Below are 24,249 nucleotides of genomic sequence, written 5' to 3' on the forward strand. Positions count from 1 at the left end.
GAGTTCACGGATCGCCCGGTTAACGATGCCCCGTGCAGGTCTGCCAGAGAACAGATTCGTTACCGCCGTATGCTGCGCCGCATCACTGGATAAAATTTTTCGGTGCACCAGACTTGTTGTCGCTTCCGGACACAACATAAACGCCGTACCCACCTGAACACCGGACGCGCCCAATGCCATTGCCGCCGCAACACCGCGTGCATCGGCAATGCCCCCCGCCGCAACAACGGGTAGATCGACTGCCTCAACGATCTGCGGCAACAGGCTAAATGTGCCCACCTGCGTGGTCAGGTCATCGGTCAGAAACATGCCGCGATGCCCACCGGCTTCCAGCCCCTGAGCGATGACACAATCGGCACCGTTTCGCTCCAGCCAACGGGCTTCATCCACTGTAGTGGCGCTGGAGATAACCAGCGAGCCCCAGGCTTTGACGCGTTCCAGCAACTCGGGCGCGGGCAAGCCAAAGTGAAAGCTCACCACGGCTGGTTTAAAGTCATCGAGTATATCGGCGGCCTGCGTACTAAACGGCACCCGAGCGGCGCCTGCAGGCACATTGTGCGGATCGAGCCCTAACTCTTGATAATAGGGCAATAGTGCCGAGCGCCAACGCTGCTCGGCGACTGGGTCATCTTCGGGTGGGATATGGCAGAAGAAGTTAACGTTGAAGGGACGATCAGTCGCCGCAGCAATCTTCTCCAGTTCACTACGAATCGCATCCGGTCCCAACATGCCGCACGGCAGCGAACCAAGCCCGCCTGCGTTTGATACCGCTATCGCGAGGTCACTGCCCTGCACACCAGCCATCGGCGCCTGGATGAGCGGAAACTCTATATCCAGCAATTCATTGAGCTGTTTCATCCTGATCCTTCTCTGCAGCTTCCTTTGCCTTCAGAGCAGCCTGTTCAGCCTGCCAGTCACGCATTTCATCGTAGTAGCGATCCCAAACACATGGGGAACATCCCCCCTCACAACATTCGTTATCGCCCGGTGGCTGTGGCCGTTCTGTAGTCGTACTCATCTATTAGAACCTCTCAGCAATACCCTAGTTATATTATCGGATTTAGAGGGGCAACGATATTGGACTTGGGTCGGGGCGTTCTGGACTTTGAGCATTCATCCAACCTCTCAGTAACAATTTTCCTCTATGCTAAAGCATAAAGAGCTGCCGAAAGTTGTGCCGACCATGTTCAGACAGTCCGTTCTACAGGCTCCCTATCAGGAAACCTCTCATATCCCGTACAACACACCGCAAAAGGATAGCCTGCGTCTGATCAGTTTTAATATCCAGGTCGGTATTCGCACCCATGCCTTCCACCACTATTTCACCCGCGGCTGGCAACATGTTCTACCCCACCATAAACGCAACCACACACTGGAAGAGATCGGTTATCTGCTACGCGACTACGATATCGCAGCACTGCAGGAAGCAGATGGGGGCAGCTTACGAAGTGGTGTTGTAAATCAGGTCAGGTTTCTCGCCGAGACCGGCCGCTTTCCCTTCTACTATCAACAGCTCAACCGCAATCTGGGCAAGCTTGCCCAGCACAGCAACGGTATTCTAAGTCGTATTCCGCCCAGTTATGTGGAGGATCACAGTCTACCCGGCCGCCTGCCCGGTCGCGGCGCCGTAATTGCCCAATTTGGACATGGGGATCACAGCCTTCTGATTGTGGTCCTGCACTTGGCCTTGGGAAGCCGGACACAGGATCGCCAGCTACGCTATATCCGAAAGGTGATCGGTAATCACAAACATGTAGTGTTGATGGGGGATATGAACAATCCGCTGGAGCATCTGCATACCCGCAGCCCTTTGCGAGACCTGAAGCTGCAAACCGCCACCAGCCAGCACACCTATCCCAGCTGGCAACCACAACAGACACTGGATCACATTCTGGTAACACCGGGTCTTGAGGTTCGTCACGCAGAGGTGTTGGACTGCGCTATATCTGACCACCGTCCCGTGACCATGGAGATCGGATTACCAGCCGAGCTCCGTCACCTGTTGCGAAAAGAGCAGGCTGAAGAAACGGATCAGTTTGAGGTTTACGCATCAGACGCTTAACGTCATCACGTATCCGAACAGTGGCCGAATGCAGGCATTTGGTCAGTCTTTGCTGTCTTCGTCCCGACCATGTAACGTTTGAAGTTTGAGGCTAAGATCAGCATACATCTGCTTCAGTTGGCGGTTTTCCTCTTCAAGATCCTGCTCCGCTTCTATTTCATCACTCGCATCAGCCAGTTGATTCAGTGTGTTCTGAAGCCTCTGAGTCTCCATCCGATAGCGAAATACCTCCTCATAACGCTCATCCAGCTTATCCCGTAACACTTCAATTGTGGCATCACGCTCAGATACATCCTGCTCCAGCACCGTGATACGGCTTTGCAACAGATCAATCGCCTGATCGCGATCCTGATTAACTATTGCCTGCTCTTCACCGCCCTTAATACCGGTCGCAATATGGTGGTAAATAGCCTTAAGTTCATTGGATTCGCGCTCGCTGTAACGGATGTGACTGCGAACCGCACTGTGGGAGCTGGCCGCTCCAATCGAGCCCGCCAGTTCATGCTCGATCATCCGATGGAATTCGACTAGCTCGATAATGTTGACGTATTCGCGACTGGCGACATGGAGATCGTGCACCACCTGCTCCAGCAGCCGCTCAGCCTTATTTGAGTTCAGGTACTGAGTCAGCAGACGATAGACCTCCTGACGCTTTTCACCAAAATTGATGTAATCATCCAGGCCGGTCGGACGGGCCTGTGCAAGTCCAGCGGTGGTCGGCGCGGCGAAAATCGCCATATACTCTTCGGTGAGATTCCGCTCTTCCTTGTTAGGCTCAAACAAGAGCGAGTATGCAACAAAGAGAACAGCGTTGAGTCCGAGGGATATGATCACACCGTGCGCGGTTTCATCCTTCCACTCCATGCCGAACAATGCCTGCGGTTTGAGCATTTCAATGCCAGCGGGGCCCTCCAGCAACCAACGTTGAACCCACTGCACATCCTGCCCCATAACAGGCAGCAACAGAGTGTAAAACCACACCAGTAACCCGGCACAAATGCCCAAAATGGCCGCATTGGTCGTCGCTTTGTGCCAGAACATGCCACCGAGCAGTGCGGGGGTAATCTGCAGTAGTGCCGTGATGGCGAGCGTGCCGATCCCAACCAGAAAATACGCACCGCTGAACGCGGTAATAAAAACGTAAGCGGAAAAAATCAGCAGTACGGCAACCGCCCAACGTACCAATAAGAGATAACCGCGCAACACTTGCAAAGGCTGCCACGATTCAGCCAGCGGAAGGATCAGATGGTTCGCCACCATCGTGGAAATTGTGGTGGTCGTGATGATGACCATACCCGAAGCCGCCGCAAATCCTCCGAGAAAGGTCAGCAGCGACAATAATCCATTTTCCTGCTGCAGCGGCAGCAATAGCACGAACATGTCCGAACGTTCAGGAGCCAGCCCTTGCAGCAATCCCGCAGCAGCCAAAGGAACAATAAAGACCGACATCAACAGCAGGTACAGCGCCAGGATCAACGCGGCAGGTTTGATGTGTTTCTTACTGCTGTTCTCGATGACTGCAAGGTGGAACTGGCGTGGCAGCAGCATGATGCTGAAAAAACCGATAATCATATGGGTGGCTAATCCACCGATACCGATCTCATCGACTCCAGCGCTCGTCAGGTGGGTCAGATCCTGTTGTTCCATCCGCTGCCAAAGATCGCCGAATCCGTCATACACGCCAAAGGTGATAAACGCTCCCACTGCCAGCAACGCGATCACCTTGATCGCACTCTCCAACGCCAACACCACAACCATACCGTAGTGATGCTCGGTCGGGTCGAGACGACGGATACCAAACAGGATGGTAAACAGAACCAGGATCATACAAGCCGCAAAACCGGTTAAGGCATCAGCACTGTCCGCATCAATCAAGCTCGAACCTTCATCTGCGGTAATCACTCCGATGGAGGTGATGACGGCTTTAATCTGCAACCCAACATAAGGCACGCTGCCGAAGAGTGCGGTAAGTGCCACCAGCGCGGCAATGGTCTGGGAGCGGTTGTAGCGGGCAGCGATAAAGTCGGCGATACTGGTGACCCTGAACACCTCTTTCGCCTGCACCATGCGGTATACCAGGATGCCCCACAGCGCCAGACAGAGGTAACTGCCAAGGTCCATGATGAAGAAGCGAATGCCGTGGGACGCAGCGTCCCCCACATTGCCATAAAAGGCCCAGGACGTATGGAATACGCCCAACGAAAGGCCGTATACCCAAACGTAGGATCGGCTCAGGCGTTCCTGGCTGCGTTCCACCCGCAGTGCCAGTGCAAACAGCAGCACCATATACAGGCAGATCACGATGAAAATGGTAAGCGAGCCAAACATCAGTACACGCCCTTGTACCCTGATACAGTGATCAAGTATAGCAGTGCAGCGTGGACGGACGCGGTAGCAGGTCTTGGTTTGAAGAGAAAGACGTGCAGGTAAAGGAGAGCGCAGGCCGGTCAGTCAGGACCGGCCTGCGGAATGAAGTGCGGATGTAGGTATAGGACCTTAGCGGTTATTCCAGTTAATACATTCTTCCAGGGTGACGCCGGAACCACCAAAGATATCCAGTGCGCTACCGATGGTCAGATCAACCTTGCCAGCGGACAGCTGGTCCACCAGCTTCAGATCTTCCAGCGAACGTGCGCCGCCAGCGTAGGTCACCGGGATCGGACAGGATTCGCCCAACGCACGCACCAGATCCTGATCGATGCCCGCCTGCAGGCCCTCAACGTCCGCCGCGTGGATCAAAAACTCGGCACAGTGCTCACTCAGCGCGGCAAGGGTCTTGGCATCCACCGCAGTTTCAGTCACAGTCTGCCAACGATCGGTGGCGATATTCCAGCCGTTTTCTGTACGACGGCAGCTCAGGTCCAAGACCAGGCGATCAGCACCTGCAACCGCTTTGATTTCTTCCAGACGCTCCCAGCTAAACTGCCCTCCTTCAAACAGGTAGGAGGTTACGATCACATGGGATGCACCCGCTTCCAGAAACTCCTCAGCGTTGTCGGCATTAACACCACCGCCAAACTGCAAGCCCTGCGGCCAGGCCGCAAGCGCCTTCAGTGCCTGCTCCTTGTTGCCAGGCCCCAACGCGATCACATGGCCACCGGTCAGGTTGTGCTGACGGTAAAGGGTCGCGTAATGAGTAGAGTCATACGGGCTAACGTAGTTCGTATCAGCCCCCTGATCGTTCAGGCTACCACCAACAATCTGCTTCACCTGCCCCTGGTGCAGGTCGATACACGGACGAAACTGAGTCAAGAAACTGCTTCCTGTTCTGGCCTTGGATAGAGGCCAATATTGTACCAGAAGATCTGCACCGGAATCCGCAACACAACTACGCACAATACTCCGCCTCCTCCTGCCTGCACGCTCTTCATTAACAGATCGTGTTCCGCACCTTGATCTAAGCCACGGTTAAGCCGATTAATCGAAGACTGAAATACAAATTCCACCTGAGCTTTGTTAGTCTGTCCTGCCCAATTACATCGTCCCTGATGCCTGCGACAGGCATTAAATGCAAAAGGGAAACTACAGGAAGTAGTCACCGCCACAGCGTGCGGTATGAGATATCAGGATGGGATGCCTATAAGCCCGGTGTGACACACCACTGAGTACGCAACCCGATGAAGCGCTCGATACAGAACCTGTTCTCCCTAAACACAGCGGTATCTCGTTACCAGCGGAACAAGCCAGCGATCATGATCGCCGGGCTCTACTGTTTGTTCTCCGTGTTGTGGATCATCCTGTCTGACCGGACCATCGATCTGCTTTTCCAAGATGCTGACACCATCTCTGCACTTCAAACCTACAAAGGCCTGTTTTTTATCGTCATCACCACACTTTTGATCTACTGGTTGGTGAGACGCTCTATACAAAAACTTCAGCACAGTCAGGCCTATCAACGCACACTGATTGAGACCATCCCAGACCTGGTGTGGCTTAAAGATCCCAACGGTTATTACATCGCCTGCAACACCAAGTTTGAACGTTTTTTTGGCGCCAAGGAGTCCGACATCGTTGGCAAAACCGACCACGATTTTGTCGATAAAGAACTGGCGGATATGTTTCGGGAAAATGATCTGGCAGCAATTAAAGCGGGTGGGCCACGCAGCAACGAGGAAACCGTCACCTATGCGGACGACGGCCACGAAGAGATTCTCGAGACCATCAAAACGCCAATGTACGGTCCTTACGGTGAAGTAATCGGTGTGCTGGGGGTTGCCAGGGACATTACCGAACGTAAGCAACAGGAAGAAAAGATCCGTCACCAGGCGCACTTCGACAGCCTCACAGGATTGCCGAATCGTTTCCTGGCGCTTTTCCAGCTGGAGCAACGCCTCAGCAGTGCCAATCGCCACCAGCAAACACTGGCACTGATCTACGTGGATCTGGATGACTTCAAAAAGATCAACGACTCCTTAGGCCACGCGACCGGTGACAAACTGCTGATCGAGGCCAGTGCGCGACTGCGCTCAGCCGTACGCAAGGAAGACACCGTAGGCCGACTGGGCGGCGATGAATTTATCGTAATCATCGATCAGATCGAATCGGTCAAGGATGTAGCTGCCATTGCTGAGAATCTTATTAACAGCTTCCGCAAACCCTTCAATATCGACAACCGGGAGCTGCTATCCACCGCGACTGCCGGCGTTGCGCTGTTCCCGAATGATGGCAATACACCAGAAGAACTCTTGCGCTACGCCGACTCGGCCATGTACTACGCCAAGGAAGCCGGCCGCAACAATTTTGCATTCTTCACAAACAGCATGAACCGGGACGTATCCCGCCGTGTCCAGCTGGAAGAACAGATGCACGGCGCCCTTGCCCGTAACGAGTTCAGGCTTTGTTTCCAACCCCAGATCAACGTCGCCAGCGGTGAAATTACCGGTTTCGAGGCATTGCTGCGCTGGCGTAATCCAATTCTGGGAGACGTATCGCCCGCCGAGTTTATTCCCGTTGCAGAGCATACCGGCCTGATCGTACCCATTGGCCAGTTTGTGCTGGAGCACGCCATGCATGCCGGCGCTCAATGGCGCAAACAGCTGGGCCAGGACATCACCATGGCGATCAACCTTTCGCCTCGCCAGTTCCGCGATCCGGGTTTAATCGCTCAGATTCTGGCAGTACTGGAACAGAGTGATTTTCCAAAACATTGCCTGGAACTCGAAATCACCGAAGGTGTATTGATCAGTGGCCACGGGTTTATTGAAGCGGCGTTGGCAGAGCTCCACACCCGCCAGATCACAATCGCAATGGATGACTTTGGTACGGGGTACTCATCGCTCAGCTACCTGCGGAATTACCCATTTAACGTACTGAAAATCGACCAGAGCTTTGTGCGCGACATCACCCGCGATCGAGCGGATAGAGAGTTGGTAAATGCCGCCATCACCATGGCACACAGCCTTGGCCTGCAAGTGATTGCAGAAGGAGTGGAAACAGAGGAGCAGCTGTCGCTGCTCAGATCACAACACTGTGACCTTGCCCAGGGCTACCTGATCAGCAAACCATTAGAAGCCGAACAAATTGACGAGCTGATTCAACAGGGTTCGCCAATCCTGAACAATCCGGTTTCCAACGAGCTCGGTTCTTAACGAACGATTTCGATCGAGTTGATAAGCATTCTGCCTCTATCCAGCCAAGCTGGTGCCTGCTGTGACGTTGCATTAAAGGTCACCAGCAGCAAACGCCCCTGAAGCGGGATGCCGTACATCAGGTTATGGATCTGCGTATCTTTTGCCTGGGTCACAAACTCCAATACCATCACCTGAGTACCAAACTTGGGAATCACACGGCTTTGGATCCAACGCGCCTCCCCATAGCGACGCCGAAGCAATTGTGACACCACTATATGAGCATCATCGATCTGTGTTTCTTGAAGCGCATTCTGGGTGTGATGAAAAGCGATACTGACGGCTCCGTTCGTTAAACTGAAGGCCTCAGTTCCCCGCCGCCAGCCAGGATACTTCAGATCCATCTGCCATTCAGGCATGGGGCGAAGTTCATCCGGTATTTGGATTTTCAGCGCACCACCCAGTACAACTTTCTCGTTGGTATCCGCATGCAGTGTGGTGTGCCATAGACAGCACAACAGCAGTGCCAAAATACGCATATTCAAGCTCCCTCTTGATTCAATTTGGTCATCCTGACCACGATCTGTAGCAGTTACATTAACCCTATAAAGATCATTGATTTATATAGAGATTATGGATATTTCCTGCTCTACCATGACGCAGATCACGCAAGACTTGGGCACAGCTTCAATTAATTGCGAGATTAGCTACAGATACAATAATTCTGTAACAGAATCCTGTTCTCGCTTCGATAGAATACCGATGCATAACAAAGTATCACCCAATATAAGATCATCTGAGGTTAATGATGAAGTTCAAAAAGCAGGATAAGGAATTCGTGATTGGTTGGATTGAGCGCCAGTTCAAGAAGAGTCCAACCTTCCCGATTAGCTGCGCTGACGGTGATAAAAATAATAAGAACTCTGTCTCAAAAGAGCATTTGAAGTCGTACAAAGCCTGGAACAACACCAGCCACAAGCGTTCCGAAATCGAAGCATGGATCAACAAATGGCTGCATGAAACGGAGATTAGCGAACTCGAGCAACAACTCGAAAAGCATGCCAAGAAGAAAAAAGACTAACCCTCATTTCTCTCGCAGCAGGGTGGCACAGCCTCCTGCTGCGCCACTCTCCTAAATTCTGCAAAGTCTCGACTTGACGCATCTAGAACATTACTAATTATCCAGCGTCGCGCTGTGCCTGCTGCAGCTCATCCTGCTGCGCCTTGGCAAAGGTTTCCATCCGTGCAGTCAGGGTTTTCACCATCGCCTTGAACTTCTTACGATGCTTCGACGCAATGGTTTTCACCTCGGGAATCTTGGCCTTCATCGCATTCACCGGACGGTTATTGATGTGGAACTCGTAATGCAGGTGCGGCCCGGTAGAGCGTCCACTGTTACCACTCAGCGCAATCTTCTGGCCACGGGAAACCTTCTGTCCCTTACGAACATAGGCTTTCTTTAGGTGCAGGTAACGGGTGCGGTACTTGCGTCCATGCTGGATCTGGATATAGAGGCCCGCGTAACGGTGACGGATCACACGGGTCACGACACCATCGCCGGCAGCCAGCACCGGCGTACCCATCGGCGTCGCAAAGTCGGTCCCGTTGTGGGGACGGATCGCTTTGGTCACCGGATGGCGGCGACGTGGATTAAAGTTTGAGGAGATCCGGTATCGTTTCTTCAGAGGGATACGCTGAAACGCCTTTTCGAGGCTGCGTCCCTTCTCATCGAAGAAATTGCCGTCAAAGTTGTAGATCTCCAACGTGCGGCGTTTACCCAAATAACGGAAACCCTCAATCTTACTGTTTCCGGTGTACTGCCCTTTCACATACTGACGGGAGATGACCAGCTGAAATTGATCTCCGGCACGAAGATCCTTACGAAAGTTCATCCGGGTTTTCAGCACGTTTGATACGGTATACGCCTCGGCAAGACTGGTGCCCGCATTCTGCATAGAGAGGTGTAGGTTTCCCTGCACCGTGCCCACGAATACTTCGCTGCGGTGCTGCCCCTTTTCGATATGCTCGACAAACTCAAAATCGTCCTTCTCTCCGCGGGTAAAGTCCACCATATAGGTAAGACCTGAGCGGAACGTGAAACGGGTCAGTCGTTCTTTCTCATCAAACTGGAACTCCAGCTTATGGCCCGGCTGGATTGTATCCAGCGCCAATACGTTTACATCTGCTTCCAGCAATTGATAGAGCGTTGCCTGAGGGACACCCAGATTCTCAAAGATCTTACTTAGGGTATCGCCTTTAGCCACAACGTAGTAGAGGTGCCCTTTGGGCTCTTCATCGTCACTTTTCTCAGCCGAAAACCCCTGGAATTCGGAATCATCCACAGACAACGGGAGGGAGACACGGGTCATGCCTGGAGGCGCCTGGTTACTGGACGGCAACACCAGAGCCATCAGCATCATCGCCAGGGTAACAACAATTACAGTGCGCTGGACGCGCGAAAGGTGCCCATACAGTCTCTTCAGACCCTCGAAGGCAGTGTTAATCAAACTCAAAACAGATTCCAGATAAACCACAGGCAACGACACGGCCACCTCGTGAGGCCAAGACAACTTCGCTGCAAGCTTTCAATCATTCAAAGAGGGAGCACAATCTAACCTGACAGCATCATAAAGTCAGGTGCTGAATATAAGATGAAGCCAATAAAAGAGATGAAACCGTCGCCCCCTCGTTCCCCCTAACATTTATAACACCCTCAAAGACAAAGGGTAATCATCAGAAACTGTTTTTTGGATTCAGTTCCCAAATCATGATTGTCGCCAAGCACTAACGCTTTAATCAGATTTATCAGAAGGCGGCACAAAGCCTGGGACATCATTAGAATCGTCAGCTTCACAGGCACGTGGGGCGCCGTCTCGCCTTAACGCATCACGAAAGCGATGTTGCTTCTGCTGAAATTCCTGGGCCGCCCCATATGGCACGAAGTACAAATAACGCTCATGGGGATCGACAAGTTTCCGGGCATGCTTGATAGGGCACCAATACTGCTCTGTCCTAGAAGAGATCTCCCGCGCATAGCTGACCACCCCGTTGGCATAAGCGCAGTAAATACAGTTTAGTTTTTGGATAGAGTTGAGATATGCCAGGTGATGGCGATCAAAGACAAAGTAGTCACCACGGTCCACACGGGGTATGCGGTACAAACGAAAGCAGATCTGCTGATATACCGTAAGGCCCAGATCAAATAGAACGATCGGCACGATCATGCCGTATATAAAGGGCGCAGACAGCACGTTGCGCCACTGACTGGTCCTGAGCCAGGTAAACACATTCTGCTTCAGCTCTTTGTGCGTACGCCTTAAGCGCTCTTCAAACTCAACCCGTGTACCTTCCACTTTATAGAGAAAGTCCTGCTCTTGCTCTTTCAGTGCCGCCTGCAACTCCTGACGCAGGCTCTCAATCTGCTCAACCAGGTGCTCGATACGATCATTCATCGATCTATACCCTTATACCTTTCGGTACTTTCAACCTAGACGCCCTGCCCCGCAAAAACCAGTGACATCAACAGCTTCCTCACAGCGAACTATGTGCTTTAACATTTGTCTGCTATCTACTGTGACAAAACCAACTGATCAGGAAGAACGGATGAAACCGACGGTGCTATTGGAAATATTTCTGCGTTTTTTAGGACTGGGTTGTATCAGCTTCGGTGGTCCCGCTGCGCATATCGGATACTTCCGTAACTACTTTGTGGAAAAACATCGCTGGCTGGACGAACAACACTATGCCGGTCTGGTCGCACTGAGCCAGTTCCTGCCCGGCCCCGGTTCCAGTCAGGTTGGCTTTGCAATCGGCATGAACCGGGCAGGTATCCCAGGTGGAGTTGCTGCATTCCTGGGCTTTACCCTGCCATCGTTTTTGCTGCTCTACCTGGTTGCCACCAGTACAGCCCAGTTTGCGGACAACAACATCATGCAGGGTGTTATCCACGGCCTCAAATTGCTGGCGGTTGTGGTGGTCGCCGACGCGACCTACGGTATGTTCAGCAACTTCTGCAAACAGCGTTGGAGCCTCTGTGTGGCGATCGCTACCGCCATGGCACTGCTGATTCTGCCCGGCATTGGCACACAGCTGATCGTTTTACTAACCGCTGCTGTGATCGGTTCCCTGCTCGGCCAGACCAACACACAAGCATCGTTGCCATTAAAAAAGCCGGGGCTTATATCAGGAGGCCTGTTCGCGGTGATGGCACTTCTGCCGCTTTTGTTGCTGGAGCAGCCACTGATCGCCCTCTTCCATGATTTCTTTGCGGCAGGCAGCTTGGTATTTGGTGGCGGCCATGTGGTCCTCCCCCTGTTGCAGGACCTGGTGGGCGACAGCATGAGCACCGACCGTTTCCTACTGGGATACGCTGCGGCACAGGCCGTGCCTGGCCCGATGTTTACCCTGGCCAGCTTTCTAGGTGCCGAACTGTATGTTGATATGCCGCTGATCGGCGCACTACTGGCAACCCTCGCGGTGTTTCTGCCCGGCTTTCTGCTGCTGATCGCCTTCCACGACAGCTGGCAGAGCCTGAATAGCCGACCGCGCATCGCGGCTGGCATACAAGGCATCAATGCCGCCGTTGTCGGCCTGTTGCTAGCCGCCCTTTACCAACCGGTGTTCAGCAGTGCCGTAAGCAGTGGAACCGACTTTGCGTTGGTACTGGCAGGTTTGTTACTGCTTCGCGGCATGAAACTTAGCATTATGCTGCTGGTTGGATTTTTTATTGCCACCGGTGCCTTCCTACTCTGATTCACGGTCTTGCTGTGGGCACCATAAATATTGGATGATGTAGGCATCATGAATGGAGGATTCTCAATGAGCGAAAAAGGAAGCGCGGGCAACGTCATCGCAGCGCTGTGTAATGTATTTATCCCCGGTTTGGGCCACTTGGTACAGGGCCGAATCCTGCTAGCACTGCTGTTTTTTGCGGTAACCGCTGTAGGCTACGCCACCTACTTCCTGGTATTCCCGGCCGTTATCGCTGCGATATTCCACCTGATCAGTATTATCAGTGCGGCTCGATACAAAGGCGACTGATAAGCCCCTTGTGCGCTGAAAGCATCCCTCACTTTCAGCGCAAGTCCCCTATCCACAATATTTACGTCTCTCGCTCTGGTACACTAGCGTGCTCTTAAACCCGTAGCTTACGCCGCGTGTATCGTTCCCATTCTTTTGAGTTTATCTATGTCTACCGCATTACCTGGTTCATTCGCATCCTTGGGTCTATCCGAGTTTTTACTATCTAGCCTTAATGAACTGGGATACGCGCAACCAACCCCCATACAAACACAAGCGATTCCTGCGGTGCTTAATGGCGGCGACGTAGTAGCAGCAGCGCAGACCGGCTCCGGCAAAACAGGGGCTTTCTCACTGCCTATTCTGCAGGCGATCAGCACAAAGCAAGCATCATCCAAGCGTGCCGTTCGCGCTCTGGTTCTGGTACCAACCCGCGAACTGGCGATGCAGGTGGGCGATGCCATACGTGCCTATGCTCAGCATCTACCGGAAGCGGTGAAAGTAGTGACCGTATTTGGCGGGGTTTCGATTAATCCACAGATGCTGGCGCTGCGTGGCAGTACAGATATTCTCGTGGCAACGCCTGGGCGTCTGCTCGACCTGGCGGATAAAAACGCAGTAACCCTGAAGTCGGTAGATACGCTGGTGTTGGACGAAGCCGACCGCATGCTGGACCTGGGCTTTGCAGACGAACTGGATGCTGTACTCAACCTGCTGCCTAAGAAACGCCAGAACCTGCTGTTTTCCGCGACCTTCCCTGAAGGGGTAAAAGAACTTACCCAAAGCTTGCTGCAGAACCCAACCGAGATCGAGGTAAAGGTTGAATCCAGCATCCCGGAACAGGTTCAGCAACGGGCGATCGAAGTGGATCGTGATAAGCGCACGTCCCTGCTGAAACACCTGATCAAGGAGGAAGGCTGGTCACGCGTGATTGTTTTTGTCGCCAGCAAACGCGGAGTAAATAACGTCACCATGAAGCTTTCCCGCGCAGGCATCAAAGCAGAAGCGCTGCACGGTGACCTGACACAAACCGCACGTAAAGAAGCGCTGGCGAACTTCAAAGCCAAAAAGTTTAAGGTACTGGTTGCGACCGATCTGGCCGCGCGTGGTATCGATATCGCCAACCTTCCATGCGTGGTGAACTATGACCTGCCACGCTCACCGGCTGACTATGTGCACCGCATCGGCCGTACCGGCCGTGCAGGAGAAACGGGTGTTGCGCTGTCATTTATCGATCACGAGAGCGATGCCCACTTCAAACTGATTGAAAAACGCACCCGCCAGCAACTACCGCGTGAAGAGATCAAAGGTTTCGAACGTTCGCCATACGCTCCGGTTGAGCTACTGGAGAAACCCAAAGGACCGGTTAAAGGCAAACGTAAGAGTAAGAAAGACAAACTGCGTGAAGCTGCTGCGAAAGCACAGCAAGGGAAATAAGTGCAGCTGTACAATCAACATTCCGGCCGCTAATCCCTTGGTTGCTAAATCTGCTTGACCATTAAGACTGCATCCCCACCGTAATGAATCAGCGGATGGGGGTGTACCGGTGCCCGATCCACTTCTTTGTAGCCGTTCCGCTCATACAACGCCTTCGCACCATTATTCTCTTCAAAAACGATCAGGCTAAGCACTGAAAAACCCTTCTCCCGTGCTTGCCTTTCCGCCAACCCCAGCAAACGTGTTCCGATCCCTAAACCACGGTACTCCGGCAGCAGCGCCATACCACAGATGTAATAGCTATTATCGACCTCAAGCTTCGAGTAAGGGGCGAGCACCGGATCCTCCTCCACATAGGAAGGGTCAACCTGCATCGGAAAAGCGACCAGCATGCCAACAACCTCGCTGTCACTCACAACAACCGAGCAATTACGGTAACTGAAGTTTGTATCTTCCCGCTCATAACGACGCTGACCGACAGCCAAAATATCTTCGCCAGGTTCTGCAAGCTGGGTCCAGATGTAGTCAGCAACGCCATCGGACGAGATGCTATACAGCCTGGCAATGGCACCACAGTCAGATTTAACAGCGGGACGAATGGTGGAGCTCAGCATGACACTTCCCCCTCAAATCAACTAAAGATGAAATGGGTAACCAGATACAAACCCATACCATGAGCATAGTGGAACCAGGAAAAAGCGTAGAATGTGGAATAGAGCAGAAAAAAAAGAGCGGAGGCCCGAACCTCCGCTAAACGCGGTTCCGACAGGATAAACCACGGAGTGAGGACGTCATCAGCCAAGAGAAACAGATGACGCCTGAGGAGGAGATCCCGCCACAGCCCCTATGCCTTATGTGACGGGATTCCAGGGTCTTTTAAAAAACGGATCGGGCTTAGAGGGTGTGTAAAAACGTAGTGAGCGCAGGCTAGAGAAGGCAAAAAGACACGAAAAAGCGCAATTTACTGAAGTAAATGAGCATTTTGAGTGGATTTTTAACACCCTATAGCCAAGTCGCAATAGTTTTTACATTCCCTCTCTTAACTGCCCTTCAGTACTTCATTCAGTGCGTCTACGAAGTAATCCATACACTGATCATTAAGCCCCGCCACATTCATGCGGCTGGAGTCGATCATGTAGATGCTGTGCTGGGTGCGCAGTGCTTCAACCTGCTCCGGCGTGATCCCTAAGAAGGAAAACATGCCAAACTGCTGCTGAATAAAGCTGAAGTCAGCGTCGATATCAGATGCCGCAATTTTCGCTACCAGCCCCTGGCGGAGGCCCTGGATGCGGTTGCGCATCCCTTCCAGCTCATCCAGCCATAGGGTTTCCAGCTTTTCATCCGCCAGAATGGTTTCCACAATCGCAGCACCGTGAGAGGGTGGCATGGAATAGTGGCTACGGATTTTGCTGAACAGCTGGCTACCCGCATTGCGGGTCTGCTCTGCATTTTCCCCCACGATAAACAGTGTGCCGGTACGTTCGCGGTAGAGACCGAAGTTCTTGGAACATGAGGTCGCCACCAACATCTCCGGCATTCGTGCGGCCAGCATACGCACGCCGTACGCATCTTCATCGATACCCGAGCCCAGCCCCTGGTAGGCCATATCAATAAATGGGATCAACCCTTTGCGCTCGATCAGGTCAGCGACTGCGTCCCACTGCTCACGATTCAGGTCGGCTCCACTAGGGTTATGGCAGCAACCGTGGATCAACACGAAATCACCGGCTTTGGCACCCTCCAGTGCAGTTAGCATGGCTTCGAACCGGATCGACTTATTGTCGTAGTCGTAGTACGGGTACTCAACGATTTCGAGGCCCGCACCACCCAGTAACGGCACATGGTTGGCCCAGGTTGGCGTACTTACCCACACCCGGCTTTCACTGTTGCAACCACGCAGGAACTCAGCTCCCATACGCAACGCACCACAACCACCCGGAGTCTGTGCGGAAACGATGCGGCCATCGGTCAGGGCCGGATGATCCGCACCAAACACCAGCTTGCTGATCAGCTCGTTAAACAACGGTGATCCGGCAGGTGCGGTGTAGCTTTTAGTTGTTTCACGCTCCAGCAGGCGTGATTCCGCCCACTGCACCGCCTGCATGATTGGCGTGTGGCCCTGATCATTTTTGTATACGCCAATCCCCAGATCGATCTTGTTCGGGTTGGTGTCTTCCCGGTAGCTGAGCATCATCGCCAGAATCGGGTCTTGTGGAATCGGTTTCAGTGCTTCAAACATAGTGTTATTCCTATTAACCTTTTCTGCAGCCGCTTATGCGCCCAGTCCGTTAAATTCAGCCAGCAGATCTTCAGATTGCTGACGCGCCTGTTTCGCAGCCTGCTCTTTGACCGGGCCAAAACCACGGATCTCATCAGGAATCTGAGCCAGCTTGATGGAGGTCTGGTAGTTCTGTGCATTCAGACGGGCAACCAGCGTTTCAACCTGAGAGATGTACTCATCACGCAGCTGACGTTCCAGCTTACGATCCGGGTGAGAACCAAAGATATCCAGCTTGGTACCACGCAGTTTGCGCATCTTGGCGACAGTACCCAGCGCTTTCAGCATCCATGGACCAAAGGTCATCTTCTTCGGACGACCCTGCGCATCCTGCTTGCGTGCCAGCAGCGGCGGCGCCATGTGGAAGGTGATACGGTAATCGCCTTCAAAGGTTTCGCCCACCTCCTTCAGGAAGTCGGAGTCGGTGTAGAGACGCGCGACTTCGTATTCATCTTTATACGCCATCAAGCGGAACAGCTGTTTGCTTACGGCTTCGGTCAGCGCCTGGGAATCCTCACCCAGTGCCTGCTCAGCACCTGCAACTTTGTTCACCAGTTCACGGTAACGTGCTGCGTATGCTTCATCCTGGTATTTGGTCAGGAATGCGGTGTTACGACTGATCTGCTCATCCAGTGTCAGTTCCGGTGCAGGCTTGTGGCCTCCGGCAGACTGCTCGACAAACTCCAGCTCAACCGCCGCGATACGACCCCAGTTGAACGCTGTCTTGTTCTTGTCGATCGCCACACCATTGAGCTCAATCGCTTTAAGCAGTGCGTCCAGGGATACCGGTACCAGACCGGACTGCCATGCAAAGCCCAGCATCATCACATTGGAGAACACAGTGTCGCCTAGCAGCGCTTCAGCGAGACGGTTGGCATCGATCTGTGACAGACGATCATCGCCCACTGCTTCGCCCAGAATGCGCACACGACGGGTGGATTGCATATCGGCATCGCGATAGAGCACGTTGTCTGCGGTGGCGATCTCGGCCAGGTTCAGCACCGCGCGGCTGTGGTCTTTGCGCAGCACGCTCAGCGCTTTATCTGACGTAGCAACAACCATGTCACACGCGATCATCGCATCGGCCTGACCGGTCTCGATCCGCACCTGATGGATGTCGTCTGGCTGCGGCGCCAGACGCACGTAACTCAGTACCGTGCCGCCCTTCTGCGCAAAGCCCATAAAGTCCAGTACAGTCGCACCTTTGGATTCCAGGTGCGCTGCCATGGTGATCAGAGCACCGACGGTTACCACACCGGTGCCACCAACACCGCCCACCAGCAGGTTGTAGACCTTGTTCAGCTCACCGACTTGGGGCTTAGGCAGCGCGGTCAGTTTCTGATGGAACGCTTCACCGATAGAGACACCGCCGCCCTTGCGCAGCTGACCACCTTCGATGGTGACGAAGCTTGGGCAGAACCCGGTTACGCAGGAGAAATCCTTGTTACAGGAGGACTGGTCGATACGACGCTTACGCCCCTGCTCTGTCTCGCGCGGGATCACCGACAGACAGTTGGATTTCTGCGAGCAGTCACCACAGCCTTCACACACGTTGTGGTTGATGAAGGCACGGCGCTGTGGGTCCGGGAACTGGCCGCGCTTACGGCGGCGACGTTTTTCTGCGGCACAGGTCTGGTCGTAGATCAGTACGGTCACACCCGGGATCTCCCGCAGCTCTCGCTGGATTGTGTCCAGCTCATCACGGTGATGAAAGGTTGCAACGGATGGGAAGATACTCTTATCGCTGAACTTCTCCGGCTCGTCGCTCAAAATCGCAATCCGCTTAACGCCTTCGGCAAACACCTGGTTGGCAATCGCAGGCACGGTGATCACACCGTCCACCGGCTGACCACCGGTCATCGCTACCGCATCGTTAAACAGGATCTTGTAGGTGATGTTGGTACCCGCCGCCAGAGACTGACGGATCGCCAGAGAACCGGAGTGGAAATAAGTACCTTCACCCAGGTTCTGGAATACGTGTTTGTTTTCGAGGTAACGGGACTTGGAGATCCAGTTCACACCCTCACCGCCCATCTGAATCAGAGATTCAGTCTTGCGGTTCATCCAGGAGGCCATAAAGTGACAGCCGATCCCCGCCTGGGCGCGACTACCTTCCGGTACCTTGGTGGAGGAGTTGTGCGGACAGCCGGAACAGAAGTACGGCAGACGGCGCACACCGCCCGGATCACATACGCTGCTGCCGCGCACACCGATATCGGCCAGCTTCTCGCGGAAGTCATCGCCCAGCAACTTAGTGATGCGATCAGCCACATAGCGCGCCAGCATGTTCGGACCCAGCTCACCCACGTACGGGATCAGTGGTTCGCCGTTTTCGTCCTTCTTGCCCACCACTGTGACCTTGATGGTTTGGTCCGGCGTGGACATATATTCTTTAATCTGGCTTTCAATGATGCCACGCTTCTCTTCGACAACCAGTACTTCCTGCTTGCCGCGAACGAAGTCCATCACACCACTGCGTTCCAGCGGCCACACCATACCGACTTTGTAGATATCCAGACCCAGCGCGCGGCATTTTTCCTCGTCCAGGCCCAACAGCTCCAGCGCGGCCATCAGGTCCAGGTGCGCTTTACCGGTGGTGACGATACCGAAACAGGCATCTTTCGTGTCGTAGATACGCTTGTCGATCGGGTTAGCGCGGGCAAACGAAGCTACTGCCGCCAGTTTGTGCTCGATACGGGTTTCCAGCTGTGGTCCCGGCAGATCCGGCCAGCGGTAGTGCAGGCCGCCTTCCGGCACTTCAAAGTCTTCAGGAATCTTAAAGTCTGGCAGCGCGTCGATCTGCACAGATGCCGCACTTTCCACAGTTTCGGAGATCGCCTTGAAACCTGCCCACATACCGCTGAAGCGGGACATGGCAAAACCCCACAGGCCAAATTCGAAGTATTCGGAAATGCTGGCCGGATTAATGGTTGGCATAAACCACGCCATAAAGGCCACGTCAGATTGGTGCGGCATACTGGAGGAAACACAACCGTGGTCATCACCGGCTACCACCAGCACCCCCCCATTCGGCGAGCTGCCGTAGGTGTTACCGTGTTTCAGCGCATCCGCGGCACGGTCCACACCCGGCCCCTTGCCGTACCAGATACCAAACACACCATCGACATTCTTGTCGCTGTCGGTTTCAACCTGCTGGGTACCGAGCACCATGGTTGCACCCAGCTCTTCGTTTATCGCGGGTACGAAGTCGATGTCGTGGTCTTTAAGGAGGTCTTTTGCCTGCCACAGGGCCTGGTCGTAACCACCCAACGGGGAGCCACGGTAGCCACTGATAAAGCCTGCAGTATTGAGATTGTTCTTACGGTCCAGCTGGCGCTGCATCATCGGCAGTCGCACCAATGCCTGGGTACCGGTCAGGAAGACACGACCGGTTTCACGTGTGTAGCGATCGTTCAGGGAGTAGTTGTCCAGAGAGCCTTGCTCCGGGCTCTGCACCTGGCTCTTGTCATGGCTCATGCCATATACCTCAGCAATGTGGTTCTTATTGTTATGTGGTCAACTGCCTGTAATTGATCTAGGTCAATTGCCTCAGGAATAGAGATAGTCTATGAGTTTTCGTGAGAAAGGTGCTTGCGAAATAGATATCAAATTCCTTGATTTAGGAAATAATCGAAACTTAAATACTATTTAAACGAAACAATATTTCATAATAACAACTAGCGATGAAGTTATGCCCGAAGAACTCGACCGTTATGACCGCCTGATTCTGAAGATCCTGCAGGAGGATGGACGCATCTCCAACCAACAACTGGCCGACCAGGTAGGCCTCTCCACCGCCGCCTGCTGGCGTCGTGTGAAGGCATTGGATGAACGTGGGATACTGAAAAAACACACCACACTGATCAGCCCGGAAGCGATGGGTTATGACCTGTGTGTGTTGATCATGGTCACACTGATTCGCCATCAGCAGGACCACACCAAAGAGTTTGAAGCGGCGGTAAAAGCGTGTCCGGAAGTATTACAATGCTATGCGGTGACTGGGGATGCAGATTACGTGCTGCGTGTGATTATCCCAAACATGGCAGCCTACGATACCTTTCTGAACGAAAACATCTTCACTCTACCCGGCGTAAATCAGGTGAAATCCAACTTTGCACTGCGCGAGGTAAAGTACGAGACGGCAATTCCGGTTGATACGGTTTAAAGTGAACAACGCAGTTAGCGGGAATTGAATCGCTCCTGGATCATCCGCAGCACTTCCGGATCGATACTCTCATGGAACGCGGACTGGGCAGTCGCCACGGTAATCGCCACGAAGATCCCCGTCAGCATAATCCCGAGGAATGCGATGATCACAGCCAAAACCCGTGACATCCGCTGCATTGGCCGGATGTCACCGCACCCGACAGTAAGCGCGGTAATGAACGACCAATAGAGTGCATCGAACCGCCCCCACTCCTCTATGCGGCCAACGATCTGCCCTACCAGCACGATCAACGAGCCAAGCATGAGTAAAAGCGGTGATGCGAGGTACACGCCCCACAAGAACAGCTGCACAAAGGTTATCGAAAACTCCATAAACTCAAGTGTAGCTGTTACAAACTGCTAAACCGCCTCGTCTATCAGCCAATTAACTCCGGCATAGCCCAAAGGCATCAGCACCTCTTTGTTGCTGCCATGCCATAAACCCTGTCACGCAGACCATGGCAACCCCTGCCAATGCCAGCACAAGGTACAGAAGCGCCAAAGAGCCTGTTAGATTCTGGATATAGCCCGCCGTCAGATTCCCTGCGCTGCCACCCAAGGCAGACGCCACCATTCCCAATCCACTGAGCTGCATCGTAGCGATCGGAGAATAACGCTGTGCCACCCAGGAAGAGACGATACCCCAGACAGGAAAATACATCAGACCATAACCGGCCCCAGCGACAAGCGCATATTCCACTGGGTCGTAAACGAAGGCGGCCAATCCAATCCCAAAGCCAAGGGACATTATCAACAGCGCGGTCGCATGCCCCTTGCGGTCAGCCAGCCATCCTGCGCTGATACCCGCAACCATTCCACTTACGCCCAACATGGTCCAAGTGGGGCCCGCCAGGGAATCTGATTGCCCCAGCTCATCCAGATAGGTGTTGAGCCAACTGCTAAATGAGATGCAAGACAACCCACTCAGGAAATAGATACGACAGCTTAAGAACGCCCGCCTTTCCGTCAGAAAGGCCCTAAGTAGTTGACGGGTCGAGAGCACTGTTGTTTCGGACTCCGACAGCGCGCAGTTTGGAGCAGAGGCCGATGCTATAGGTAGTGACCGCATCATCTGCACCGTCACTAAGGCCACTGCAGCACCTACACCTGCCACCATAATCCATGCACTTTGCCACCCCCAGACCGGTACCCACCAGATAAGGATCAATCCATTGATACCATACCCCCAAGCGGTGCCACTTCCGGCTGCGGCCAGAGACATAGCAGCTTTATCTCCTGCTACATGCTGACTGATCAACCCAACAATTCCGCTCCAACATACTGCCGCACTAAAGGCCAGCAGTGACAGAGCAACGATGAGCAGCAGCGGACTCGATGTGAAGGAGAGAAACAGCAGCAGAATAGAACTACCCGCCCCTGTTATCAGGATTAGCTTTTCAGGCGTGAAATGACGCCCCAGAAAGCCAACAGACAAGGCGCCCGACAGGTACGCAATCTGGGTGGCAATGCCAACAGCGGCCAAATGCCAGTGGGTCAGGCCGAGTGTATCGCGCATAAACGGGAACATGGCCGCAAACAGGAAAACACCAAACCCATGACTGAGCACCTGATTCGCACCCAATATAACGGTCATCTTCATCACTGCTGCCTCCACAAAATATACCGCGACACAATTACGGCAAGTAGGAAGCGCATTCTAGAATGCTTGACCGCATTCAATATATCTAATTATATTGACCTCTACTTTCAATAATATTGAATCCTAATGAAAGACCTTCCGATCACACTGCTCAGAACATTTGTCACCGTGGCACGCACGCTTAATCTGACAAATGCCGCTCAGCTACTACACAAAGCCCCTTCGACCATCAGCATGCAACTTAACCGGCTGGAGCAGTTGCTGGATGCGACGTTGTTGGAGCGAGGCCAATATGGTGTGAAGCTGACCGCAGCCGGGCGGCAACTGGAAAGCGACGCCCGCCAACTGATCAACCTCCATGACCAAATCGTTGGCAACTACCAGCACGGCACCATCAACGGTACAGTGCGTCTGGGCACCCACGATCAGTACGCAACGCGTGTGCTGACACCAATACTTGAAGCGTTTGTCCACTCTTACCCGGAAGCAAATCTGGAAGTCTTTAGCGACCATCGCCCTCAGCAACTTAAAAAAATGCTGGACGACGGCAAGCTGGATATCGCGCTGGTAGAGATGCCATTGCTCTCAGAAGGTGGAGAACGATTAACGCTGGATGAGCTGGTTTGGGTACGATCGCAGACCCACCCGGTGGAGCAGCGAGAGCCACTACCTCTGGCCGTATTTCCTGAGGGTTGCTACCACAGGGAATGCGCCCAGAGCACACTTAAGCAAGCAGAAATAAACTATCGCATCGCCTTTAGCACCCAAAGCCGCGCGGGTATTTTAACCGCGGTCAGGGCGGGTATTGGTGTGGGTGTCCTCCCTCGTTCAACCATCGAACAGGGCATCTCGATTATTGAGTCAGGCTTACCCGCTCTCCCCAAAACCAACACCACGCTTTTCGTTGCGGATCACGCAAATGAAGCAACTCTAAGGCTGTGCGATACAATACGGGAGGGCGCACGCAACGGCGTACTGCACTAACCAGAGTGCAGCCCTCGCAATCTTATACATTAAAGCCAACTAGATAATGGGCACACCAAACCGGCTCTGGACAAACGCCACCCGATCGTCGGGAATCAGAGCGAGCGACTCCAACGCAGTAATAGTTTTGAGTCTGCGCCTCAATCCTTGATGATTGGCGATCTGGATCGCCAGTCCTGGGCGTGCATTCAACTCCAGCAACATCGGCCCTTTGTGGGCATCCAAGACAATATCTACTCCAAGATAACCCAGCCCCGTCATTTCAAAACAACGGGCTGCCATATACAGCAGGTGATGCCAGTCCGGAATTTCAAGCTCCTCCAGGGCCGTACCGGTGTCTGGATGATGAGTTACTGGTCGGTCAAACTGAACAGCATGAGATGCGCGCCCTGTGGCGATATCAATCCCCACGCCTACCGCGCCCTGATGCAGATTCGCCTTACCGTCCGACGCAGCAGTGGAAAGTCGCATCATCGCCATGACCGGAAAGCCCTCGTATACAATGATACGAATGTCCGGAACACCCTCAAAACTAAAGCGAATAAACCGATCGTCAAAGTGGATCAAGTCTTCGATGATCGCCTTGTCCGGCTGACCGCCCAAAGAGAACAAACCCGCCAGGATGTTAGACGTGTGGCGCTGGATATCTGCCAAGGAGAGCGCCTGATTGTTTGGTTTAAAATACTGCTGATCATCGTGATCATGAATTACCAAAATCCCTTTGCCTCCACTCCCCTTCGACGGCTTTATGCAAAATGCCGCCTGATCATGCAGCAAAGTCTTAATACCATGAATTTCGTGCTGATATCGCACCACACCCAACAGTTTGGGGACATTTAAACCTGCGTTTATCGCCAACTCTTTGCTTTTAAGCTTGTCATCCACTAACGGGAACAAACTACGGTCATTATGAGCGCCGATGTATTCAATATTACGCCTGTTCATCCCCAGCACACCCATCTGGCGCAAGCGGCGCGGGGAAATCAGCCAGTTCATTTTTCCCTCTCCTGTCCCGCGCTGTTAAATGGGCTGAAGCGGATCAGCTCAATCGCGCGATAACCGGTGTAACTGCCCAGGAGCAACACAAAAGCCAGCA

General features: G+C 53.3%; 22 protein-coding genes. 8 read left to right on the forward strand and 14 right to left on the reverse strand.

Going from position 1 to position 24,249, the window contains the following annotated elements; translation table 11 throughout:
* Positions 1-858 (reverse strand): NAD(P)H-dependent flavin oxidoreductase (locus ACEQ15_RS05480; RefSeq protein ID WP_370278087.1); only part of this gene is annotated, 858 nt, incomplete at its 3' end.
* Complete coding sequence (locus ACEQ15_RS05485; RefSeq protein WP_370278088.1) at positions 842-1,018, reverse strand: oxidoreductase-like domain-containing protein; 177 nt, start codon at positions 1,016-1,018, stop codon at positions 842-844. The genes ACEQ15_RS05480 and ACEQ15_RS05485, both read right to left, overlap by 17 nt.
* A gap of 126 nt (positions 1,019-1,144) precedes the next feature.
* Between ACEQ15_RS05485 and ACEQ15_RS05490 the strand changes: the two genes are divergently transcribed.
* Positions 1,145-2,062: an endonuclease/exonuclease/phosphatase family protein gene (locus ACEQ15_RS05490; RefSeq protein WP_370278089.1), complete on the forward strand. Its 918-nt coding sequence runs from the start codon at positions 1,145-1,147 to the stop codon at positions 2,060-2,062.
* Positions 2,063-2,104: 42 nt separating this feature from the next.
* On the opposite strand, the gene ACEQ15_RS05495 is transcribed toward ACEQ15_RS05490, so the two are convergent.
* Together ACEQ15_RS05495 and hisA are read right to left on the reverse strand one after the other, a co-directional pair.
* A complete protein-coding gene (locus tag ACEQ15_RS05495; protein ID WP_370278090.1) occupies positions 2,105-4,390 on the reverse strand; it encodes a hypothetical protein in 2,286 nt (761 codons plus the stop codon).
* Between the two features lie 168 nt (positions 4,391-4,558).
* The gene (gene hisA, locus ACEQ15_RS05500; RefSeq protein ID WP_370278091.1) at positions 4,559-5,314 is read right to left on the reverse strand and encodes a phosphoribosylformimino-5-aminoimidazole carboxamide ribotide isomerase; all 756 of its coding nucleotides are present in this window, start codon (positions 5,312-5,314) and stop codon (positions 4,559-4,561) included.
* Positions 5,315-5,679: 365 nt separating this feature from the next.
* Here hisA and ACEQ15_RS05505 point away from each other — a divergent pair, with 365 nt between their 5' ends.
* A complete protein-coding gene (locus ACEQ15_RS05505; protein ID WP_370278092.1) occupies positions 5,680-7,650 on the forward strand; it encodes a putative bifunctional diguanylate cyclase/phosphodiesterase in 1,971 nt (656 codons plus the stop codon).
* Here the strand turns inward: ACEQ15_RS05505 and ACEQ15_RS05510 are convergent.
* Positions 7,647-8,168 carry a hypothetical protein gene (locus tag ACEQ15_RS05510; protein WP_370278093.1) on the reverse strand — a complete coding sequence of 174 codons (522 nt, stop codon included), beginning with the start codon at positions 8,166-8,168 and terminating at the stop codon, positions 7,647-7,649. The two genes, ACEQ15_RS05505 and ACEQ15_RS05510, sit on opposite strands and share 4 nt — an antisense overlap.
* A 266-nt stretch (positions 8,169-8,434) precedes the next feature.
* Between ACEQ15_RS05510 and ACEQ15_RS05515 the strand changes: the two genes are divergently transcribed.
* Complete coding sequence (locus tag ACEQ15_RS05515) at positions 8,435-8,710, forward strand: hypothetical protein (RefSeq protein WP_372530376.1); 276 nt, start codon at positions 8,435-8,437, stop codon at positions 8,708-8,710.
* Between the two features lie 97 nt (positions 8,711-8,807).
* On the opposite strand, the gene ACEQ15_RS05520 is transcribed toward ACEQ15_RS05515, so the two are convergent.
* Both ACEQ15_RS05520 and ACEQ15_RS05525 read right to left on the reverse strand, forming a co-directional pair.
* Entirely contained in the window at positions 8,808-10,142 is a 1,335-nt protein-coding gene (locus ACEQ15_RS05520; RefSeq protein ID WP_370278095.1) for a peptidoglycan DD-metalloendopeptidase family protein, read from the reverse strand.
* 279 nt (positions 10,143-10,421) lie between these two features.
* Positions 10,422-11,081, reverse strand: a complete 660-nt coding sequence (locus ACEQ15_RS05525; protein WP_370278096.1) for a hypothetical protein — start codon at positions 11,079-11,081, stop codon at positions 10,422-10,424.
* Between the two features lie 151 nt (positions 11,082-11,232).
* Between ACEQ15_RS05525 and chrA the strand changes: the two genes are divergently transcribed.
* The 3 genes from chrA to ACEQ15_RS05540 all read left to right on the forward strand — a co-directional run bounded on the left by chrA (position 11,233) and on the right by ACEQ15_RS05540 (position 14,085).
* Positions 11,233-12,381, forward strand: coding sequence for a chromate efflux transporter (gene chrA / locus ACEQ15_RS05530; protein WP_370278097.1), 1,149 nt, complete (start codon positions 11,233-11,235; stop codon positions 12,379-12,381).
* 66 nt (positions 12,382-12,447) lie between these two features.
* The gene (locus ACEQ15_RS05535) at positions 12,448-12,669 is read left to right on the forward strand and encodes a hypothetical protein (RefSeq protein WP_370278098.1); all 222 of its coding nucleotides are present in this window, start codon (positions 12,448-12,450) and stop codon (positions 12,667-12,669) included.
* Between the two features lie 147 nt (positions 12,670-12,816).
* Positions 12,817-14,085: a DEAD/DEAH box helicase gene (locus tag ACEQ15_RS05540; protein ID WP_370278099.1), complete on the forward strand. Its 1,269-nt coding sequence runs from the start codon at positions 12,817-12,819 to the stop codon at positions 14,083-14,085.
* A 44-nt stretch (positions 14,086-14,129) separates the two neighbouring features.
* Here the strand turns inward: ACEQ15_RS05540 and ACEQ15_RS05545 are convergent, their stop codons facing one another.
* The 3 genes from ACEQ15_RS05545 to ACEQ15_RS05555 all read right to left on the reverse strand — a co-directional run bounded on the left by ACEQ15_RS05545 (position 14,130) and on the right by ACEQ15_RS05555 (position 19,840).
* Entirely contained in the window at positions 14,130-14,699 is a 570-nt protein-coding gene (locus ACEQ15_RS05545) for a GNAT family N-acetyltransferase (RefSeq protein ID WP_370278100.1), read from the reverse strand.
* A gap of 425 nt (positions 14,700-15,124) precedes the next feature.
* Positions 15,125-16,324 (reverse strand): aromatic amino acid transaminase, encoded by a 1,200-nt coding sequence (locus ACEQ15_RS05550; protein WP_370278101.1) that lies wholly within the window; start codon positions 16,322-16,324, stop codon positions 15,125-15,127.
* Between the two features lie 33 nt (positions 16,325-16,357).
* Positions 16,358-19,840 carry an indolepyruvate ferredoxin oxidoreductase family protein gene (locus tag ACEQ15_RS05555; protein ID WP_370278102.1) on the reverse strand — a complete coding sequence of 1,161 codons (3,483 nt, stop codon included), beginning with the start codon at positions 19,838-19,840 and terminating at the stop codon, positions 16,358-16,360.
* A gap of 214 nt (positions 19,841-20,054) precedes the next feature.
* Here ACEQ15_RS05555 and ACEQ15_RS05560 point away from each other — a divergent pair, with 214 nt between their 5' ends.
* Positions 20,055-20,528, forward strand: a complete 474-nt coding sequence (locus ACEQ15_RS05560; RefSeq protein WP_370278103.1) for an Lrp/AsnC family transcriptional regulator — start codon at positions 20,055-20,057, stop codon at positions 20,526-20,528.
* Between the two features lie 14 nt (positions 20,529-20,542).
* Here ACEQ15_RS05560 and ACEQ15_RS05565 read toward each other — a convergent pair whose 3' ends face one another.
* Complete coding sequence (locus ACEQ15_RS05565; protein ID WP_370278104.1) at positions 20,543-20,902, reverse strand: potassium channel family protein; 360 nt, start codon at positions 20,900-20,902, stop codon at positions 20,543-20,545.
* Positions 20,903-20,954: 52 nt separating this feature from the next.
* Positions 20,955-22,169: a nitrate/nitrite transporter gene (locus ACEQ15_RS05570; RefSeq protein ID WP_370278105.1), complete on the reverse strand. Its 1,215-nt coding sequence runs from the start codon at positions 22,167-22,169 to the stop codon at positions 20,955-20,957.
* Between the two features lie 126 nt (positions 22,170-22,295).
* On the opposite strand from ACEQ15_RS05570, the gene ACEQ15_RS05575 reads away from it, so the two are divergent.
* Positions 22,296-23,153, forward strand: coding sequence for a LysR family transcriptional regulator (locus tag ACEQ15_RS05575; RefSeq protein ID WP_370278106.1), 858 nt, complete (start codon positions 22,296-22,298; stop codon positions 23,151-23,153).
* Between the two features lie 39 nt (positions 23,154-23,192).
* On the opposite strand, the gene ACEQ15_RS05580 is transcribed toward ACEQ15_RS05575, so the two are convergent.
* Positions 23,193-24,149 (reverse strand): alpha-L-glutamate ligase-like protein, encoded by a 957-nt coding sequence (locus ACEQ15_RS05580; protein WP_370278107.1) that lies wholly within the window; start codon positions 24,147-24,149, stop codon positions 23,193-23,195.
* Entirely contained in the window at positions 24,146-24,238 is a 93-nt protein-coding gene (locus ACEQ15_RS05585) for a hypothetical protein (RefSeq protein WP_370278108.1), read from the reverse strand. The genes ACEQ15_RS05580 and ACEQ15_RS05585 overlap by 4 nt, the downstream gene beginning before the upstream one ends.
* Between the last annotated feature and the right edge of the window lie 11 nt (positions 24,239-24,249).

It is taken from the genome of Pontibacterium sp. (assembly GCF_964228735.1).
In the GTDB taxonomy this organism is placed as follows: Bacteria; Pseudomonadota; Gammaproteobacteria; order Pseudomonadales; family Balneatricaceae; genus Pontibacterium.

Excerpts from the sequence above, each read along its gene's own strand:
- ACEQ15_RS05540 (WP_370278099.1), top strand. The coding sequence starts at position 12,817 with ATGTCTACCGCATTACCTGGTTCATTCGCATCCTTGGGTCTATCCGAG.
- ACEQ15_RS05575 (WP_370278106.1), top strand. The coding sequence starts at position 22,296 with ATGAAAGACCTTCCGATCACACTGCTCAGAACATTTGTCACCGTGGCA.
- ACEQ15_RS05515 (WP_372530376.1), top strand. The coding sequence starts at position 8,435 with ATGATGAAGTTCAAAAAGCAGGATAAGGAATTCGTGATTGGTTGGATT.
- ACEQ15_RS05565 (WP_370278104.1), bottom strand. The coding sequence starts at position 20,902 with ATGGAGTTTTCGATAACCTTTGTGCAGCTGTTCTTGTGGGGCGTGTAC.
- ACEQ15_RS05525 (WP_370278096.1), bottom strand. The coding sequence starts at position 11,081 with ATGAATGATCGTATCGAGCACCTGGTTGAGCAGATTGAGAGCCTGCGT.
- ACEQ15_RS05495 (WP_370278090.1), bottom strand. The coding sequence starts at position 4,390 with ATGTTTGGCTCGCTTACCATTTTCATCGTGATCTGCCTGTATATGGTG.
- ACEQ15_RS05555 (WP_370278102.1), bottom strand. The coding sequence starts at position 19,840 with ATGAGCCATGACAAGAGCCAGGTGCAGAGCCCGGAGCAAGGCTCTCTG.
- ACEQ15_RS05560 (WP_370278103.1), top strand. The coding sequence starts at position 20,055 with ATGCCCGAAGAACTCGACCGTTATGACCGCCTGATTCTGAAGATCCTG.
- ACEQ15_RS05545 (WP_370278100.1), bottom strand. The coding sequence starts at position 14,699 with ATGCTGAGCTCCACCATTCGTCCCGCTGTTAAATCTGACTGTGGTGCC.
- ACEQ15_RS05580 (WP_370278107.1), bottom strand. The coding sequence starts at position 24,149 with ATGAACTGGCTGATTTCCCCGCGCCGCTTGCGCCAGATGGGTGTGCTG.
- ACEQ15_RS05485 (WP_370278088.1), bottom strand. The coding sequence starts at position 1,018 with ATGAGTACGACTACAGAACGGCCACAGCCACCGGGCGATAACGAATGT.
- ACEQ15_RS05490 (WP_370278089.1), top strand. The coding sequence starts at position 1,145 with ATGCTAAAGCATAAAGAGCTGCCGAAAGTTGTGCCGACCATGTTCAGA.
- ACEQ15_RS05510 (WP_370278093.1), bottom strand. The coding sequence starts at position 8,168 with ATGCGTATTTTGGCACTGCTGTTGTGCTGTCTATGGCACACCACACTG.
- chrA (WP_370278097.1), top strand. The coding sequence starts at position 11,233 with ATGAAACCGACGGTGCTATTGGAAATATTTCTGCGTTTTTTAGGACTG.
- ACEQ15_RS05570 (WP_370278105.1), bottom strand. The coding sequence starts at position 22,169 with ATGAAGATGACCGTTATATTGGGTGCGAATCAGGTGCTCAGTCATGGG.
- ACEQ15_RS05505 (WP_370278092.1), top strand. The coding sequence starts at position 5,680 with ATGAAGCGCTCGATACAGAACCTGTTCTCCCTAAACACAGCGGTATCT.
- ACEQ15_RS05550 (WP_370278101.1), bottom strand. The coding sequence starts at position 16,324 with ATGTTTGAAGCACTGAAACCGATTCCACAAGACCCGATTCTGGCGATG.
- ACEQ15_RS05535 (WP_370278098.1), top strand. The coding sequence starts at position 12,448 with ATGAGCGAAAAAGGAAGCGCGGGCAACGTCATCGCAGCGCTGTGTAAT.